At 58.5% G+C, this 16,964-nt stretch carries 11 protein-coding genes, 2 tRNA genes and 3 rRNA genes; 6 read left to right on the top strand and 10 right to left on the bottom strand.

Translation table 11 applies throughout. The features are described from left to right. Positions 1 to 15: 15 nt before the first annotated feature. From ACZ889_RS22710 to ACZ889_RS22735, 6 genes are all read right to left on the bottom strand, one after another. Positions 16 to 1,824: an ABC transporter ATP-binding protein/permease gene (locus ACZ889_RS22710; protein WP_476257831.1), complete on the bottom strand. Its 1,809-nt coding sequence runs from the start codon at positions 1,822 to 1,824 to the stop codon at positions 16 to 18. A gap of 372 nt (positions 1,825 to 2,196) precedes the next feature. Next, positions 2,197 to 2,312, bottom strand: a 5S ribosomal RNA gene (gene rrf / locus ACZ889_RS22715). Between the two features lie 130 nt (positions 2,313 to 2,442). Next, positions 2,443 to 5,335 (bottom strand): 23S ribosomal RNA (locus tag ACZ889_RS22720). 243 nt (positions 5,336 to 5,578) lie between these two features. After that, positions 5,579 to 5,654, bottom strand: a tRNA-Ala gene (locus ACZ889_RS22725). A 24-nt stretch (positions 5,655 to 5,678) separates the two neighbouring features. Further along, positions 5,679 to 5,755, bottom strand: a tRNA-Ile gene (locus ACZ889_RS22730). A gap of 85 nt (positions 5,756 to 5,840) precedes the next feature. Continuing rightward, positions 5,841 to 7,377 (bottom strand): 16S ribosomal RNA (locus ACZ889_RS22735). Together the 16S, 23S and 5S rRNA genes with 2 tRNA genes alongside form the textbook arrangement of a ribosomal RNA operon. A gap of 475 nt (positions 7,378 to 7,852) precedes the next feature. Between ACZ889_RS22735 and rhtA the strand changes: the two genes are divergently transcribed. Continuing rightward, positions 7,853 to 8,740 (top strand): threonine/homoserine exporter RhtA, encoded by an 888-nt coding sequence (rhtA, locus tag ACZ889_RS22740; protein ID WP_012053090.1) that lies wholly within the window; start codon positions 7,853 to 7,855, stop codon positions 8,738 to 8,740. A gap of 191 nt (positions 8,741 to 8,931) precedes the next feature. After that, positions 8,932 to 9,213 carry a hypothetical protein gene (locus tag ACZ889_RS22745; RefSeq protein ID WP_108191639.1) on the top strand — a complete coding sequence of 94 codons (282 nt, stop codon included), beginning with the start codon at positions 8,932 to 8,934 and terminating at the stop codon, positions 9,211 to 9,213. 38 nt (positions 9,214 to 9,251) lie between these two features. Here ACZ889_RS22745 and ACZ889_RS22750 read toward each other — a convergent pair whose 3' ends face one another. Further along, positions 9,252 to 11,060: an aminopeptidase P family protein gene (locus ACZ889_RS22750; RefSeq protein ID WP_180689559.1), complete on the bottom strand. Its 1,809-nt coding sequence runs from the start codon at positions 11,058 to 11,060 to the stop codon at positions 9,252 to 9,254. Between the two features lie 220 nt (positions 11,061 to 11,280). On the opposite strand from ACZ889_RS22750, the gene ACZ889_RS22755 reads away from it, so the two are divergent. Both ACZ889_RS22755 and ACZ889_RS22760 read left to right on the top strand, forming a co-directional pair. Next, positions 11,281 to 12,399: a DUF3182 family protein gene (locus ACZ889_RS22755; protein ID WP_180689558.1), complete on the top strand. Its 1,119-nt coding sequence runs from the start codon at positions 11,281 to 11,283 to the stop codon at positions 12,397 to 12,399. After that, on the top strand, positions 12,383 to 13,153 hold the full coding sequence (locus tag ACZ889_RS22760; RefSeq protein ID WP_180689557.1) for an alpha/beta hydrolase family protein: 771 nt from the start codon (positions 12,383 to 12,385) through the stop codon (positions 13,151 to 13,153). Before ACZ889_RS22755 ends, ACZ889_RS22760 begins: the two co-directional genes overlap by 17 nt. Here ACZ889_RS22760 and ACZ889_RS22765 read toward each other — a convergent pair. Then, positions 13,132 to 13,512: an antibiotic biosynthesis monooxygenase gene (locus tag ACZ889_RS22765; protein WP_476257832.1), complete on the bottom strand. Its 381-nt coding sequence runs from the start codon at positions 13,510 to 13,512 to the stop codon at positions 13,132 to 13,134. The two genes, ACZ889_RS22760 and ACZ889_RS22765, sit on opposite strands and share 22 nt — an antisense overlap. An 81-nt stretch (positions 13,513 to 13,593) precedes the next feature. Continuing rightward, entirely contained in the window at positions 13,594 to 14,586 is a 993-nt protein-coding gene (locus ACZ889_RS22770) for a GlxA family transcriptional regulator (RefSeq protein ID WP_476257833.1), read from the bottom strand. An 82-nt stretch (positions 14,587 to 14,668) separates the two neighbouring features. Here ACZ889_RS22770 and ACZ889_RS22775 point away from each other — a divergent pair, with 82 nt between their 5' ends. Further along, the gene (locus tag ACZ889_RS22775; protein WP_180689555.1) at positions 14,669 to 15,217 is read left to right on the top strand and encodes a cysteine hydrolase family protein; all 549 of its coding nucleotides are present in this window, start codon (positions 14,669 to 14,671) and stop codon (positions 15,215 to 15,217) included. Positions 15,218 to 15,265: 48 nt separating this feature from the next. Here ACZ889_RS22775 and ACZ889_RS22780 read toward each other — a convergent pair whose 3' ends face one another. After that, the gene (locus ACZ889_RS22780; RefSeq protein WP_180689554.1) at positions 15,266 to 15,829 is read right to left on the bottom strand and encodes a helix-turn-helix domain-containing protein; all 564 of its coding nucleotides are present in this window, start codon (positions 15,827 to 15,829) and stop codon (positions 15,266 to 15,268) included. An 84-nt stretch (positions 15,830 to 15,913) separates the two neighbouring features. Between ACZ889_RS22780 and ACZ889_RS22785 the strand changes: the two genes are divergently transcribed. Next, complete coding sequence (locus ACZ889_RS22785) at positions 15,914 to 16,864, top strand: DMT family transporter (RefSeq protein WP_003250133.1); 951 nt, start codon at positions 15,914 to 15,916, stop codon at positions 16,862 to 16,864. Positions 16,865 to 16,964 lie beyond the last annotated feature (100 nt).

The following is a 16,964-nucleotide window of genomic DNA, read 5'->3' on the forward strand; positions in this document are numbered from 1 at the left end:
CCCCCTCAAGCCGAACTAGGCCAGCGCAGCCTCCTGCTCCAGCAACGACCAACCGCCATGCCCATCCACCTCAAGCCGGTGGGTGTGGAACGCTGCCAGCGTGCTGCGGTGGCCGACACTGACCAGCAATGCACTCGGCATTTCCGAACGCAACAACGCATACAGGGCATGCTCGAGCCCCTCATCCATCGCCGAGGTGGACTCGTCGAGAAACACCACCTCAGGCCGGTTGAACAGTACCCGGGCGAACGCCAGACGCTGCTGCTCGCCCACCGAGAGGATGTGTGACCAGTCACAGCTGACGTCCAGACGCTCGGCCAGGTGGGCCAGGTTGACCTGGCGCAGTGCCTGCTGCATGAGCAACTCATCCTTGGAATTACTGGCTGCCGGGTAGGCAATGACGGTACGCAAGTCACCCAGCGGCAGGTACGGGCGTTGCGACAGGAACAGTGCCTGATGCCCCGTTGGCCGCCTGACCTTGCCTTCGGCATACGGCCAAAGACCCGCCAGGGCACGCAGCAGCGTGGTTTTACCACTGCCCGATGGCCCTTTGATCAACAACGCCTGGCCGGCATGCAGGCTCAGGTCCAGGTCGGCGATAAGGGCATGTCCGTCCGGGCGCAGCACCTGCAAGCCCGCGATCTGCAGCGCATGCGCCTGGTCTTCGGTGGTGACGCGCGGCAACGCACTTGCCTGCTGGTTGGCATCGAGAAAGCCGGTGAGACGGTCAAGGGTCGCGCGGTACTGCGCGAACGCATCGTACGACTCACGGAAGAACGACAAAGAATCCTGCACCTGCCCAAAGGCCTGGGAAGTTTGCATGACGTCGCCCAGCTTGATCGCCCCACTGAAGAAGCGCGGCGCCTGAAGAATGAACGGAAACACAACGGCTACCTGACTGACACCCAAGTTGAAGCCACTGAACTTCAAGTTCCGGTACACCAATGCCCAGGCATTCACGATCAAGGCAGCAAAACGGCCGAGCAACGTGCCCCGCTCGACTTGCGAACCTTGGTAGAAGGCAATGTTCTCGGCGTTCTCACGCAGACGCATCAACGCGTAACGGAAGTTGGCGGTGAGTTTCTCGTTGAGGAAGTTAAGCCGGATCAGCGGGCGCCCAAGGCGGAAGGCGACCCAGGTGGCGACGATGACATACAGGTAAACGGCAAATACCATTGCCCGAGGAATCTCTACGCCGGCCACCGTCAACGGTGCCGACAGCCCCCAGAGGATGCCGGTGAACGCCACCAGCGAAACCAGCGCACTGACTGCGCCCAGGGCAAGGGTGACCGAGTTGGTGACAAAAGCGTTAACGTCCAGTTCGATACGTTGGTCAGGGTTGTCCACTGGCTCGGCAAGGAACTGGCCACGGTAATAGGCATCGCCGTGCATCCAGTCGTGGGTCAGGCGCTCGGTCAGCCAGACCCGCCACTTGATACTGAATGCCTGGCTGACATAGAAGGTGAACAGCGAGCGCAGCACATGGATGGTGGCGAGCACCGCGAAGACGCCGAGCAGGTACCAGAACGCCGCCTGGTCAAGGCCCTGCAAGGCGCTGTAGAAGCCGTTGTACCAAAACGAAAACAGCACGTTCAGGCGAACCGAAAACAGCGTCAGGATCAGCAGCAGGGCAAACACCAGCAACGGCCGCCAACTGCGCCTGAAACTGAAATAGGGCCCGGCAAGCTGCCAGAACTGGCTGCCCCAGCGCGTACAACGCACGGCCAGAGTTGCGGCTGCAGTGAAGCTGACAAGGGTGATGAACGAGGCGATTGCCAGCCAGCTTAGGCTCTCTTGCAGGGCCTGATGCCAGTTCATTTCCATGGTAAGTATCCGTGCTGAGTATTTCCGCGAGCGTAGCATTACGCCGTCATTCGTCAGGTATAAATGACGCACATTTCATGATTTGTAGGAGCGGGTTTACCCGCGAATGGGCCGGGCCTGCTACCCAATTTCCACCCGCCGTTCACTGTTGCCGCTGCTACCGTATTCGCGGGTAAACCCGCTCCTACACAGATCGGTGGTAAACACACATCGGTGGTTGGACACAGGCCGCTGTAGGAGCGGGTTTACCCGCGAACACCGGCAACGCCGGTGCCATCTCCGCTCCACAGTGATTCGAGCAAGCCCAGGCTTTTTTGCCCACAAAGACAAAACCCCTACCTGCATGCGCAGATAGGGGTTTTGCGAAATGAATCTTGACGATGACCTACTCTCACATGGGGAAACCCCACACTACCATCGGCGATGCATCGTTTCACTACTGAGTTCGGGATGGGATCAGGTGGTTCCAATGCTCTATGGTCGTCAAGAAATTCTGTTGCCAGAATGTCCAGATGGACAGCCCAGCGAATTCGGATATGCGATATTTGTGGTCTTACGAATTTTCGGGTCTTTCGTCTTCACCACCACAATCTGCGTAGCAGATTGCTTGGGTGTTATATGGTCAAGCCTCACGGGCAATTAGTATTGGTTAGCTCAACGCCTCACAGCGCTTACACACCCAACCTATCAACGTCGTAGTCTTCGACGGCCCTTTAGGGGATTCAAGATCCCAGTGAGATCTCATCTTGAGGCAAGTTTCCCGCTTAGATGCTTTCAGCGGTTATCTCTTCCGAACATAGCTACCCGGCAATGCCACTGGCGTGACAACCGGAACACCAGAGGTTCGTCCACTCCGGTCCTCTCGTACTAGGAGCAGCCCCTCTCAAATCTCAAACGTCCACGGCAGATAGGGACCGAACTGTCTCACGACGTTCTAAACCCAGCTCGCGTACCACTTTAAATGGCGAACAGCCATACCCTTGGGACCGGCTTCAGCCCCAGGATGTGATGAGCCGACATCGAGGTGCCAAACACCGCCGTCGATATGAACTCTTGGGCGGTATCAGCCTGTTATCCCCGGAGTACCTTTTATCCGTTGAGCGATGGCCCTTCCATACAGAACCACCGGATCACTAAGACCTACTTTCGTACCTGCTCGACGTGTTTGTCTCGCAGTCAAGCGCGCTTTTGCCTTTATACTCTACGACCGATTTCCGACCGGTCTGAGCGCACCTTCGTACTCCTCCGTTACTCTTTGGGAGGAGACCGCCCCAGTCAAACTACCCACCATACACTGTCCTCGATCCGGATAACGGACCTGAGTTAGAACCTCAAAGTTGCCAGGGTGGTATTTCAAGGATGGCTCCATGAGAACTGGCGTCCCCACTTCAAAGCCTCCCACCTATCCTACACAAGCAAATTCAAAGTCCAGTGCAAAGCTATAGTAAAGGTTCACGGGGTCTTTCCGTCTAGCCGCGGATACACTGCATCTTCACAGCGATTTCAATTTCACTGAGTCTCGGGTGGAGACAGCGCCGCCATCGTTACGCCATTCGTGCAGGTCGGAACTTACCCGACAAGGAATTTCGCTACCTTAGGACCGTTATAGTTACGGCCGCCGTTTACCGGGGCTTCGATCAAGAGCTTCGCTTGCGCTAACCCCATCAATTAACCTTCCGGCACCGGGCAGGCGTCACACCCTATACGTCCACTTTCGTGTTTGCAGAGTGCTGTGTTTTTAATAAACAGTCGCAGCGGCCTGGTATCTTCGACCGGCATGGGCTTACGGAGCAAGTCCTTCACCCTCGCCGGCGCACCTTCTCCCGAAGTTACGGTGCCATTTTGCCTAGTTCCTTCACCCGAGTTCTCTCAAGCGCCTTGGTATTCTCTACCTAACCACCTGTGTCGGTTTGGGGTACGGTTCCCAGTTATCTGAAGCTTAGGAGCTTTTCTTGGAAGCATGGTATCAACCACTTCGTCGCCTAAAGGCAACTCGTCATCAGCTCTCGGCCTTGAAATCCCGGATTTGCCTAAGATTTCAGCCTACCACCTTAAACCTGGACAACCAACGCCAGGCTGGCCTAACCTTCTCCGTCCCTCCATCGCAATAACTGGAAGTACAGGAATATTAACCTGTTTTCCATCGACTACGCTTTTCAGCCTCGCCTTAGGGACCGACTAACCCTGCGTCGATTAACGTTGCGCAGGAAACCTTGGTCTTTCGGCGTGCGAGTTTTTCACTCGCATTGTCGTTACTCATGTCAGCATTCGCACTTCTGATACCTCCAGCAAGCTTCTCAACTCACCTTCACAGGCTTACAGAACGCTCCTCTACCGCATCATCATAAGATGATACCCGTAGCTTCGGTGCATGGTTTGAGCCCCGTTACATCTTCCGCGCAGGCCGACTCGACTAGTGAGCTATTACGCTTTCTTTAAAGGGTGGCTGCTTCTAAGCCAACCTCCTAGCTGTCTAAGCCTTCCCACATCGTTTCCCACTTAACCATGACTTTGGGACCTTAGCTGACGGTCTGGGTTGTTTCCCTTTTCACGACGGACGTTAGCACCCGCCGTGTGTCTCCCATGCTCGGCACTTGTAGGTATTCGGAGTTTGCATCGGTTTGGTAAGTCGGGATGACCCCCTAGCCGAAACAGTGCTCTACCCCCTACAGTGATACATGAGGCGCTACCTAAATAGCTTTCGAGGAGAACCAGCTATCTCCGAGCTTGATTAGCCTTTCACTCCGATCCACAGGTCATCCGCTAACTTTTCAACGGTAGTCGGTTCGGTCCTCCAGTCAGTGTTACCTAACCTTCAACCTGCCCATGGATAGATCGCCCGGTTTCGGGTCTATACCCAGCGACTAAACGCCCTATTAAGACTCGCTTTCGCTACGCCTCCCCTATTCGGTTAAGCTCGCCACTGAATATAAGTCGCTGACCCATTATACAAAAGGTACGCAGTCACCTAAAAAAGTAGGCTCCCACTGCTTGTACGCATACGGTTTCAGGTTCTATTTCACTCCCCTCTCCGGGGTTCTTTTCGCCTTTCCCTCACGGTACTGGTTCACTATCGGTCAGTCAGTAGTATTTAGCCTTGGAGGATGGTCCCCCCATATTCAGACAAAGTTTCTCGTGCTCCGTCCTACTCGATTTCATTGATAAGAGATTTTCGTGTACGGGGCTATCACCCACTATGGCCGCACTTTCCAGAGCGTTCCACTAATCTCAAATCAACTTAAGGGCTGGTCCCCGTTCGCTCGCCACTACTAAGGGAATCTCGGTTGATTTCTTTTCCTCAGGGTACTTAGATGTTTCAGTTCCCCTGGTTCGCCTCTTGCACCTATGTATTCAGTACAAGATAACCAGCTTATGCTGGCTGGGTTCCCCCATTCAGAGATCTCTGGATCACAGTCTGTTTGCCGACTCCCCAAAGCTTATCGCAGGCTACCACGTCTTTCATCGCCTCTGACTGCCAAGGCATCCACCGTATGCGCTTCTTCACTTGACCATATAACCCCAAGCAATCTGGTTATACTGTGAAGACGACATTCGCCGAAAATTCGTACGCTGCTCTTTCGAGCAGAACTCACAAATTTTACCTTAGCCTGATCCACCAGCAGTGAAACTGGTGTTCAGTCTATATCTATCACATATCCGAATTTTTAAAGAACGATCTGACAAAAGCCAGAAATCAACATTCGAGCTGAATGTTCATTTCTAAGTTCTGACAAGTGACTGCGTACGGCGAAAGTGGTGGAGCCAAGCGGGATCGAACCGCTGACCTCCTGCGTGCAAGGCAGGCGCTCTCCCAGCTGAGCTATGGCCCCGTATTCTACGGCTGAACCATGTAATGGTAGGTCTGGGCAGATTTGAACTGCCGACCTCACCCTTATCAGGGGTGCGCTCTAACCAACTGAGCTACAGACCTATAACAGGGTCGCGTTACAGCATCGTCTTTTACAATGAATCAAGCAATTCGTGTGGGAGCTCATCAGCAGGCTGATGTCGTCGATTAAGGAGGTGATCCAGCCGCAGGTTCCCCTACGGCTACCTTGTTACGACTTCACCCCAGTCATGAATCACACCGTGGTAACCGTCCTCCCGAAGGTTAGACTAGCTACTTCTGGTGCAACCCACTCCCATGGTGTGACGGGCGGTGTGTACAAGGCCCGGGAACGTATTCACCGCGACATTCTGATTCGCGATTACTAGCGATTCCGACTTCACGCAGTCGAGTTGCAGACTGCGATCCGGACTACGATCGGTTTTGTGAGATTAGCTCCACCTCGCGGCTTGGCAACCCTCTGTACCGACCATTGTAGCACGTGTGTAGCCCAGGCCGTAAGGGCCATGATGACTTGACGTCATCCCCACCTTCCTCCGGTTTGTCACCGGCAGTCTCCTTAGAGTGCCCACCATAACGTGCTGGTAACTAAGGACAAGGGTTGCGCTCGTTACGGGACTTAACCCAACATCTCACGACACGAGCTGACGACAGCCATGCAGCACCTGTGTCAGAGTTCCCGAAGGCACCAATCCATCTCTGGAAAGTTCTCTGCATGTCAAGGCCTGGTAAGGTTCTTCGCGTTGCTTCGAATTAAACCACATGCTCCACCGCTTGTGCGGGCCCCCGTCAATTCATTTGAGTTTTAACCTTGCGGCCGTACTCCCCAGGCGGTCAACTTAATGCGTTAGCTGCGCCACTAAAATCTCAAGGATTCCAACGGCTAGTTGACATCGTTTACGGCGTGGACTACCAGGGTATCTAATCCTGTTTGCTCCCCACGCTTTCGCACCTCAGTGTCAGTATCAGTCCAGGTGGTCGCCTTCGCCACTGGTGTTCCTTCCTATATCTACGCATTTCACCGCTACACAGGAAATTCCACCACCCTCTACCGTACTCTAGCTTGCCAGTTTTGGATGCAGTTCCCAGGTTGAGCCCGGGGCTTTCACATCCAACTTAACAAACCACCTACGCGCGCTTTACGCCCAGTAATTCCGATTAACGCTTGCACCCTCTGTATTACCGCGGCTGCTGGCACAGAGTTAGCCGGTGCTTATTCTGTCGGTAACGTCAAAACAGCAAGGTATTAGCTTACTGCCCTTCCTCCCAACTTAAAGTGCTTTACAATCCGAAGACCTTCTTCACACACGCGGCATGGCTGGATCAGGCTTTCGCCCATTGTCCAATATTCCCCACTGCTGCCTCCCGTAGGAGTCTGGACCGTGTCTCAGTTCCAGTGTGACTGATCATCCTCTCAGACCAGTTACGGATCGTCGCCTTGGTGAGCCATTACCCCACCAACTAGCTAATCCGACCTAGGCTCATCTGATAGCGCAAGGCCCGAAGGTCCCCTGCTTTCTCCCGTAGGACGTATGCGGTATTAGCGTTCCTTTCGAAACGTTGTCCCCCACTACCAGGCAGATTCCTAGGCATTACTCACCCGTCCGCCGCTGAATCAAGGAGCAAGCTCCCGTCATCCGCTCGACTTGCATGTGTTAGGCCTGCCGCCAGCGTTCAATCTGAGCCATGATCAAACTCTTCAGTTCAATACTGCTTGGGTTTTTAAGAAACCCTAAACTTGGCTCAGCAATCTCAAATGACTATGTGATTTCTCGCATGGTCACTTGTGATGCTGATAATCTTTTTGACTATCAGTCCGTACTCACAAGCACCCACACGAATTGCTTGATTCAATTTGTTAAAGAGCGTTTGGTTAAGAGCTTTTCGCCTCAACCGAGGCGCGCATTCTACGCTTTCCTCAGGGCCTGTCAAGCGTTTATTTTGAAGTTTTTTTGCGAGAAACTCGTTTGGCTTCAAACACTTGACTCAACACAGTGGCTAGCTTTGCTTCGCTACCGCGTTGGAGTGGTGCGCATTATAGGGAGGCCATCGAGAAGGTCAACCTTTAATTTCAATGATTTGAAATATTTATGGCAAAACCGCTTAAGGGCTACCACCCACCCCACCAATTGCGCACTATATTGCTCAACACCTCCCTCGCCAAAGGATTGCCGCACTTAAATGAACACCCAGCCCCGCAGCCTGGCCGCCACCCTCTTCCCGATCGGCCTACTGCTTATCGCCATGGCATCGATTCAGTCCGGCGCCTCTCTGGCCAAAAGCATGTTCCCCATCATCGGCGCACAAGGCACCACCACCCTGCGCCTGATCTTCGCCAGCATCATCATGCTGCTTATACTGCGCCCGTGGCGGGTACGCATGACCGCCAACACGTTGCGCAACGTGGTCATCTACGGCATGGCGCTGGGCGGCATGAACTTCCTCTTCTATATGGCCCTGCAAACGGTACCCATCGGTATCGCCGTGGCCCTGGAATTCACCGGCCCGTTGGCCGTGGCGATCTTCTCCTCGCGCCGACCGATCGATTTCCTGTGGATTGCCCTCGCCATCGCTGGGCTGCTGCTGTTGCTGCCAGCAGGTCACAGCGGCCAGGCACTCGACCCAGTGGGCGCCGCCTATGCGCTGGGGGCGGGTGTGTGCTGGGCGCTGTACATTCTGTTCGGGCAACGTGCAGGGGCCGAGCACGGCATCCAGAGCGCGGCCCTGGGGGTGGTAGTCGCGGCCCTGTTCGTCGCCCCCATCGGTATCGCCCACGCCGGTAGCGCTCTGCTCACACCTGCCGTAATCCCCATGGCGTTGGCCGTTGCAATACTGTCCACCGCCCTGCCATACAGCCTGGAAATGGTTGCCCTCACGCGAATCCCGGCGCGCACGTTCGGCACCCTGATGAGCATCGAACCGGCATTTGGCGCATTGTCCGGCCTGCTTTTCCTCGGCGAGGTGCTGACGCTTACTCAATGGCTGGCGATTCTGGCAATCATTACCGCCTCGGTCGGCACCACCCTGTCCATGCGCAAGGCACCCAGCCCGGCCATCGCAGCAGACTGATATGAGAAATATTTTCATTTGAGAAAGGATTAGTGATTGTAGCAGCCCGTCTCGCTGATTAAGCTGTCACAGAATCATCATCTTTACGCTATCTACTGGGCCGAACACGGACGCTGGGGAAGGTTCAGGAAGAACCGAAGCGACAACGACAGGGTCGTGACAACTGATTTGCCCTGCATTTAAGGACAGGAATGAAACGAATTTTTCTCATCCTGGCCATCTTGGCTATTGCTGGATGTGCCGCCACAGCCAAGACCGAGGTCAAAAGGGGCAAGAAGGGCCTGCATATCAATTGCTCCGGCCTTTCTTCCTCGTGGGACAATTGCTACAGCAAGGCCGCAAGCTCTTGCAGCACGCGCGGCTACCGGGTTGTTGCGCGTTCGGGCGATAGCGATGAAGAAGCTGGTGACTACTTGTTCGGCATCAACCCGGCGGGTTACACCAGCCGTAGCATGATCGTCATCTGTAAATAGAGAAAAGGGCAGATCGCAAACTGCCCTTTTCATCTGCGTTACAGCGGTGCAGTACGCACCTCCAACCAGGCTAGCGCATCCCCTTGGAGCAAGGGCGCCAGGCGCTCACGTACGCGGGCGTGATAGCCGTTCAGCCACTCCACCTCTTCCTTGGTCAGCAACTCGGGCAACAGACAGCGGGTGTCGATAGGGCACAGCGTCAAGGTTTCGAACTGCAGGAAGTCACCAAAGGCACTCTTCCCCGCTTCGCGGTTGACCACCAGGTTCTCGATGCGAACGCCCCACTGCCACGGGCGGTAAGTCCCCGGCTCGATCGAGCTGATCATGCCCGCTTGCATGGCCGTCTGCGGTGCAGGTGCCGCCTGGTAGGCGATCACTTGAGGCCCCTCGTGCACGTTCATGAAGTAGCCCACCCCGTGGCCGGTACCATGGCCATAGTCGACCTGGTCAGCCCAGATCGGCGCCCGGGCAATGGCGTCGAGCAACGGCGACAGTACCCCTCGCGGGAACGTGGCACGCGACAGGGCAATCATGCCCTTGAGTACACGGGTGCAGTCCTGCTTCTGTGCCTGGCTGGGGTTACCGACCGGCACCATACGGGTAATGTCGGTAGTGCCGCCCAGGTATTGACCGCCCGAGTCGATCAGCAGCAAGCCATTACCCTCGATGAGCGCATGCGACTGCTCGGTGGCACGGTAGTGTGGCATCGCGCCATTGCCATTGAAGGCGGCAATGGTAGAAAAGCTCAGTGACACGAAATCAGGGCGTCGAGCACGCGCGGCACTCAATTGCTCGTCAACCGTCAGCTCCGTAATGACCTCCCGGCCGAGGTTCGCCTCGAACCAGGCGAAAAACTCGCACAAGGCTGCGCCGTCCTGCTCCATGACCTGGCGAATATGCACCAGGTCGTCGTCGCCCTTGCAGGACTTGCTCAGCGTGGTCGGGTTTAGCCCCTCGACAAGAACCACCTCTGCCGCCAGGTTGTCCAGCAGGCCGCAGGTGACCCGGGCCGGGTCCACCAGCAGCCGCGCCCCCGCAGGAACGGTGCCTAGCGCCTTGCCTGCTTCGCTGTAGTCGCGCACCTCGATGCCGTCGACCTCCAGCACATGACGCAGGTGCGCGTCCACTTTGTCCTGGCCCACGAACAGGATGGCCTGCTGCTGATTGATCAGGGCAAAGGCCAGGAAAACCGGATTGTAAGAGACATCGCTGCCGCGCAGGTTGAACAGCCAGGCAATGTCATCCAGGGTAGCGATGAAGTGCCAGTCGGCCCCCTTGGCCAGGATGCCTTGGCGCAATTGCGCGAGCTTTTCCGCCCGGCTCACCGTGGCGTGTGGCGGCAGGTGCTGGTACACCGGGTTACCTGGCAGCGCCGGGCGCCCGTCCCAGGCCTGACCCAGCAGGTCCATGTCTGTCACCAGCTGCGCTCCACGCGCCTTCAGCCGCTCAGCCAGCTGGCGCGCCGAAGCCAGGGCCATGACCGCACCATCCACTGCCACGCGACCGTTGGGCTCGACGTTTTCGCCCAACCATTCCAACGCCCCGGGTTTGCCCGGCAACAGTTTCATCAGTTCGATGCCGCTGCCCTTCAGCTCCTGCTCTGCCTGCTCCCAGTAGCGGCTGTCGACCCACAGCCCGGCAAAGCCGGGGGTGACCACCAGCGTACCAACCGAGCCATAGAACCCCGAAAGCCACTGGCGCCCCTGCCAGTAACCGGGCAGGTATTCGGAAAGGTGGGGATCGGCCGAGGGGACCAGCAAGGCATCGATGCCCCCTGCCGCCATGGCTTGGCGCACGTGCACCAGTCGCTGCGGCACGCTTTGCTCAAGGGTGGTCTGGACGTTCATGCGCTCTCCTGCGGGTTCATAACGGTTGATCCAATAGGCCGATAATGGAACAGCCGCCAGGACGCTGCAATCGCGACGACCAAGATACGGCATGCATTGCCCACCACGCCCTGTGCCAATAGGACGCTTCCTACAACAGGACCAGGACCACCGATCAAGTTCCCCTGAACTTCCCCAAGACACCGGCTTCACACACAGTACACTCATTGCACACAGGCAAATGACCATGCCCAGTGCCATCGAACCGAAAGCCGGTGTGGTGTTGCTTGACACCCGCGACCACACGCCCGAACACGAGCACGGCGTTCATCTAAAGCTTGTCGAAGGCCTGGCACGTTTACTGGGCTGCCCACCTATACAGCCCACGCAGCAGCCAGACACCACCGATGCCTACTATTATCTGCCAACCGAGACCCTGATCGACCCCAGGCGATATGCCGCCTTGGGTATTTGCAGCGAACAGGACCTGTTTGGCGGCATGGTGCCGCACCCCTACATGGCAACCAAGGCGATCTCTCACCCGTTACCCGCCGAGGCCAGCTTCCCGCCGGGCTGGACCGACGACTTCGCCCGACAGGCCAGCGATGCCCTGCTACGCGGCTACACCGTGTTCAGCAAAGCCGACGCTCGCACTGCCGCACAGTTGCTGCTGCTCGACGGCCCGCTGAGGGTCAAACCGGTACTGGCCTGCGCAGGACGTGGGCAACAGGTCATCACCACTGCAGGCGCCCTGGAGCCTCTGCTGGCCGGTATGGATGACCAAACGTTGGCGCTGTGGGGCCTGGTGCTCGAAGAAGACCTGAGCCAGGTGCAAACCTTCAGCGTCGGCCAGGTGCGCGTCGCCGGCTTGACCTGCAGCTACTACGGCACCCAGCAACTGACACGTGACCATCAGGGTACCGAGGTCTACGGCGGTTCTGACCTGGTGGTGGTACGTGGCGACTATCAGGCGTTGCTACAGCTCCCACTGGACGACCACCTGCGCCTTGCCATCAACCAGGCCATGGTTTACGAACAAGCCGCCGAGCAGCACTTCCCGGGCTTTGTCGCTTCACGTCGCAACTACGACATCGCCCGCGGCATCAGCCCTTCGGGCCACCTGTGCAGCGGGGTGCTCGAACAATCCTGGCGCCTGGGTGGTGCCAGCAGTGCCGAACTGTTGGCCCTGCAGGCGTTTGCCGATGACCCCGCATTGCAACGGGTCCGTGCCTCCACCCACGAAGTATTCGGCAACCCCGACCTGCCCGCTGACGCCACCCTCTTTTACCAAGGAAACGACAGTGAACTCGGACAACTCAGTAAATTTGCGCGGATTCGCGAACATGGCCATTCAGAGTGAAACCGTTGAACTGCAGGTCGAGAATGACCGCATCGCCGGCACCTTGGTCAGCCCGGGCACCAAAATGCCGGGCATTCTCTTCGTACACGGCTGGGGCGGCAGCCAGCAACGTGACCTGGCCCGCGCCCGGCATATCACCGGATTGGGATGCGTGTGCATGACCTTCGACCTGCGCGGTCACGAAAAGACCGAAAGCCAGCGCCTCACGGTCACCCGTGAACAAAACCTGCAGGACTTGCTGGTGGCTTACGATCGACTGGTCAGCCACCCAGCTGTCGACAGCAGCGCCATCGCCATTATCGGCAGCAGCTATGGCGGTTACCTGGCGACTCTACTGACCCGCCAACGGCCGGTCAGATGGCTGGCCCTGCGGGTACCTGCCATGTACTGGGATGACGAATGGGGCACCCCGAAGCAAACCCTTGACCGTCAACGCCTGAATGCCTATCGCCAACGCCACCTGGGCCCGGCCGACAACCGCGCGCTGGCCGCGTGCGCCGAATTCGGCGGGGATGTGCTGCTGGTGGAGTCAGAGCAGGATGACTACGTGCCGCACAGTACCTTGATGAACTACCGCTCGGCGTTCGTCAACGCCCACTCGCTCACCCACCGCATCGTCGACGGCGCCGACCACGCGCTGTCCAGCGAAGAGAGCCAGAAAGCGTACAGCTCGCTCCTGGCGGCATGGATCAGCGAAATGGTCATAGGTGCCCGCCTGGATCGCTACCCGCACTACGCACCATGGTATGCCTGAGGATCGCCCACCTGGCAATGCAGGACGCCATCGTCGCCGCGCACCAGGCTGCGCAGGGCCTGGTAGGCGGCGAAGTTGACGCCGCGTGCCTGATGCTGGCCCAGCAGGTCAAGAAAGGATTCCTCGATGAAGTGCACGGCCGCCGCCGCCCAGGCCTGGCGTGACTGCCATTGCAAGTACTGCAACACCCGGCTGCCATCGTCGCTGGCCTGGATGCTCACACCCTGCAGCCCTTCGCAACGCGCAGCCAACGCTTCACTACGGGCCACCAGGGCCTGAGCCAACGCTTGCTGGCACATACTGGGCACTTCGTATTCGATCATCTGGGTAAACCACAAGGCATGAGGTGATGCCAACATCGACAGTCTCCTGGCTACGTACGCATGCAGCGCGATGCCGAGCAGGGTAAAACCTCAAGCAAAGTCAAGGTCAAGTGGTTTCTATAGACCCTCGCCGGATACCGCAAACCGCCGCCGATAGTCACTCGGGGTAAGGCCAGTGACACGCTGGAACACCTTGCGAAACGCGCCCGGATCCTGATAGCCGACACCCCACGCGATCTGTTCGACGTTGCGCCGGGTAAACTCCAGCAAGCGGCATGCACGCCCCACCCTTACCTGCTGGCAATACTCGGTCGGGCGCAGCCCGGTAGCTGCACGAAAGCGCCGCAAGAAAGTGCGCGCCTCCAGCCCCGCGCAGGCCGCCATCGTGGCCAGGTCGGCATCCTGCCCGCCATTGCCCTGCAACCAGTGCTGCACCTTCAACACGGCCTCGTCGCCGTGGTCCAGGCGCGGGTTGAACACAGCGCCGGGCAGCGCCGCCGCGACCGGATCGACGGCCAGATAGCGAGCGGTCTCCTGAGCCACCGTCGCCCCCAAAAAGCGCTCCAGCAAGCGCAAGCCGAGGTCCGTCCAGGCCATCAACCCTGCCGAGGTCACGATGTCGCCGTCATCCAGCAACGGCTGCTGAGCCTCTACCCGCACCCTGGGGAAGCGCTGGGCAAGCGCCTGCACATAGTTCCAGTGCGTGCAGGCCGGGCGACCGTCGAGCAAACCGCTGGCGGCAATGAAAAATACACCGATGCATACCGACGCCAGCACCGTACCACGCCCGTGCAACAGGCACAGCGGCGCGCGGTGACGTTCGAGCAACTCGGCTTGCGGGGCCGACTCCAGGCTTGGCGGAATGATCAGGACGCGCAGCCCCGGCACGGTGACAGCTGAGTTATCCGACGCAGGCAACAACTGCCCCGTCTCATCTGCCTGCCAGCAACTGACGCGAATGTGCGGCAGCTCAACGGCCCCCAGTTCGGCCGCAACCCGGTTGGCCACCAGGAACAGGTCGGCCAGGCCATGCACAGCGGCGCGCTGCACGCCGGGGTATAGCAGCAAGCCGATATCCAGGTTAGCGCCGGTGTCAGTTTTTGCCCGCATAGTGTCGTTCGCGCCAATCCTCAGGTGAGTGAACACAGCCTATAACTAACGTCTCTCGACGACTACTGCCACAGGAGGCAGCATGAGCAAGCAGGCACTGATCATCATCGACATCCAGAACGACTACTTCCCGGGCGGCAAGTGGCCCCTCGATGGCGCCGATCAGGCGGCCGACAACGCCGCCCGCCTGCTGGCAGCCGCACGCCAGCGCGGCGACCTGGTGGTTCATGTGCGGCATGAGTTCGACACTGCCGATGCACCCTTCTTTGCCCCCGGCTCGCAGGGTGCGGCCATCCACGCCAAGGTCGAGCCATTGCCGAGCGAGCCGGTGGTGCTCAAGCACAAAGTCAACGCCTTCCTCGGTACCGATCTTGAGCACACACTGGACCGGCATGGCGTCGAGGCGCTGACCATCGTCGGCAGCATGAGCCACATGTGCATTGACGCCGCCACCCGGGCTGCAGCCGACCTGGGCTATCAAGTGACTGTGGCGCACGATGCCTGCGCAACCCTGCCACTGGCGTTCGACGGCAAGCAGGTGCCGGCGGCTCATGTGCACGATTCGGCGATGGCGGCGCTGGCGTTTGCCTATGCCGATGTGGTGAAGACCGACGAGCTGCTGAAAAACTGATCGGCTTGAGACCTTTGGGGCCGCACAGCAGCCCCAAAGCCTGCAGCCTCAAATCGCCACATTGCGCACAAACCGGACAGCCACCACGCCATCGTTACGGTAGGCATACCGGCAGTTGCTGGGGAACACATGGAACTGCCCCACCTGCAAGCGATGCTCAACCTCTTCGATGATCAGCGTCAGTTGCCCATCGACCACATAAATCTGCTCGCTCCAGCCTTCGGCATCGGCCTCACTGTAATAGCACTCCCCCGGTGCCAGGGTCCATTCCCAAAGTTCCACCTCGCGCCTTGCCGGGCTGGTGCCCAGCAACACCGCTCTGCTTTGCGGGTGTTCACCAGCCCACGCCAGCTCTTCAATACGCCCGGGGTCGCGCAGGTCTGGCGCCTGGATCAGGGTACTGAAAGCCACGCCCAAGGCTTCGGCAATCAGGTCCAATGTGGTCAGGCTGACATTCTTCTCGCCCGCCTCGATCGCGACCAGCATGCGCCGGCTGACCCCTGAACGCTCGGCCAGCGCCGCCTGACTCAAGCCGGCGGCGTTGCGCAGACTGCGCACATTGAGGCTGACATGTTGCAGCACCGATGCCCGGTGCGAAGAATCCTTGTGCACTATATTGCTCACTGGTCAAGATTGCGCAGTATACTGCCCACTTTTGCGGCGATTGTGCGCCGCCCTTTCCGAGTGTGCAAGACCATGAACCAGCCCAGCAGCAAGCCTACCCCTGCCGTCACCTTCCGCCTGAGCAAGGCCGAACTGGTGCTGGTATTCATCACCATGTTGTGGGGCGGCACTTTCCTGTTGGTGCATAACGTAATGACCGTCAGCGGCCCGATGTTCTTCGTCGGCCTGCGTTTTGCGGCAGCCGCGCTGTTCGTTGGTGTGGTCTCGGCGCGAGCGCTGCCCGGCCTGACCTTCACCGAACTGAAGGCCGGCATGCTGATCGGCGTGTCGATCATGCTCGGCTATGGCCTGCAGACCATGGGCCTGCAAACCATCAGCAGCAGCCAGTCAGCGTTCATCACTGCGCTGTACGTCCCGTTCGTGCCGCTGCTGCAGTGGCTGGTGCTGGGGCGGCGGCCTGGCCTGATGCCCAGCATGGGTATCTGCCTGGCATTCATCGGCCTGATGCTGCTGGCCGGGCCGGAAGGCGGCAGCCTGCGTTTCAGCGAGGGCGAACTGGTCACCCTGATCAGCGCCGTGGCCATCGCCGGTGAAATCATTCTGATCAGCCGCTACGCCGGTCAGGTCGATGTGCGCCGGGTTACGGTGGTACAACTTGCGACCGCATCGCTGCTGGCGTTTCTCATGATCGTGCCGACCCAGGAGCGCCTCCCCGACTTCTCCTGGCTGTTGCTTGCCAGCGCAGTGGGCCTGGGCGCAATGAGTGCGGTGATCCAAGTGGCAATGAACTGGGCACAGAAGTCGGTCTCGCCTACCCGCGCCACACTCATCTATGCCGGTGAACCGGTGTGGGCCGGCATCGTCGGGCGCCTGGCTGGCGAGCGCCTGCCTGGCGTGGCGCTACTCGGCGGCCTGCTGATCGTGGTTGCCGTGGTGGTCAGTGAACTCAAGGTGCGGCGCCCTCGCGAAACCGTCGAAACACGCGATGTGCAGAACCCTGGCGAAGGCCAGGCGGGGCTGTAAAACAGTCAACAGCGGCTATTCTTTGTAAAAAACTGTTATAAAAAAACCGCTTGTCACAGCCGGTTTGTAGGATTCTGCGACAGCTTGCGTGTTGGTGATA

The sequence above is a fragment of the Pseudomonas sp. TE3895 genome, assembly GCF_056278855.1.

Bases quoted from the DNA above. Each gene is read 5' to 3' on its own strand.
- ACZ889_RS22745 (WP_108191639.1), top strand. From the start codon at position 8,932: ATGAAACGAATTTTTCTCATCCTGGCCATCTTGGCTATTGCTGGATGT.
- ACZ889_RS22775 (WP_180689555.1), top strand. From the start codon at position 14,669: ATGAGCAAGCAGGCACTGATCATCATCGACATCCAGAACGACTACTTC.
- rhtA (WP_012053090.1), top strand. From the start codon at position 7,853: ATGAACACCCAGCCCCGCAGCCTGGCCGCCACCCTCTTCCCGATCGGC.
- ACZ889_RS22755 (WP_180689558.1), top strand. From the start codon at position 11,281: ATGACCATGCCCAGTGCCATCGAACCGAAAGCCGGTGTGGTGTTGCTT.
- ACZ889_RS22760 (WP_180689557.1), top strand. From the start codon at position 12,383: ATGGCCATTCAGAGTGAAACCGTTGAACTGCAGGTCGAGAATGACCGC.
- ACZ889_RS22750 (WP_180689559.1), bottom strand. From the start codon at position 11,060: ATGAACGTCCAGACCACCCTTGAGCAAAGCGTGCCGCAGCGACTGGTG.
- ACZ889_RS22765 (WP_476257832.1), bottom strand. From the start codon at position 13,512: ATGTTGGCATCACCTCATGCCTTGTGGTTTACCCAGATGATCGAATAC.
- ACZ889_RS22770 (WP_476257833.1), bottom strand. From the start codon at position 14,586: ATGCGGGCAAAAACTGACACCGGCGCTAACCTGGATATCGGCTTGCTG.
- ACZ889_RS22710 (WP_476257831.1), bottom strand. From the start codon at position 1,824: ATGGAAATGAACTGGCATCAGGCCCTGCAAGAGAGCCTAAGCTGGCTG.
- ACZ889_RS22785 (WP_003250133.1), top strand. From the start codon at position 15,914: ATGAACCAGCCCAGCAGCAAGCCTACCCCTGCCGTCACCTTCCGCCTG.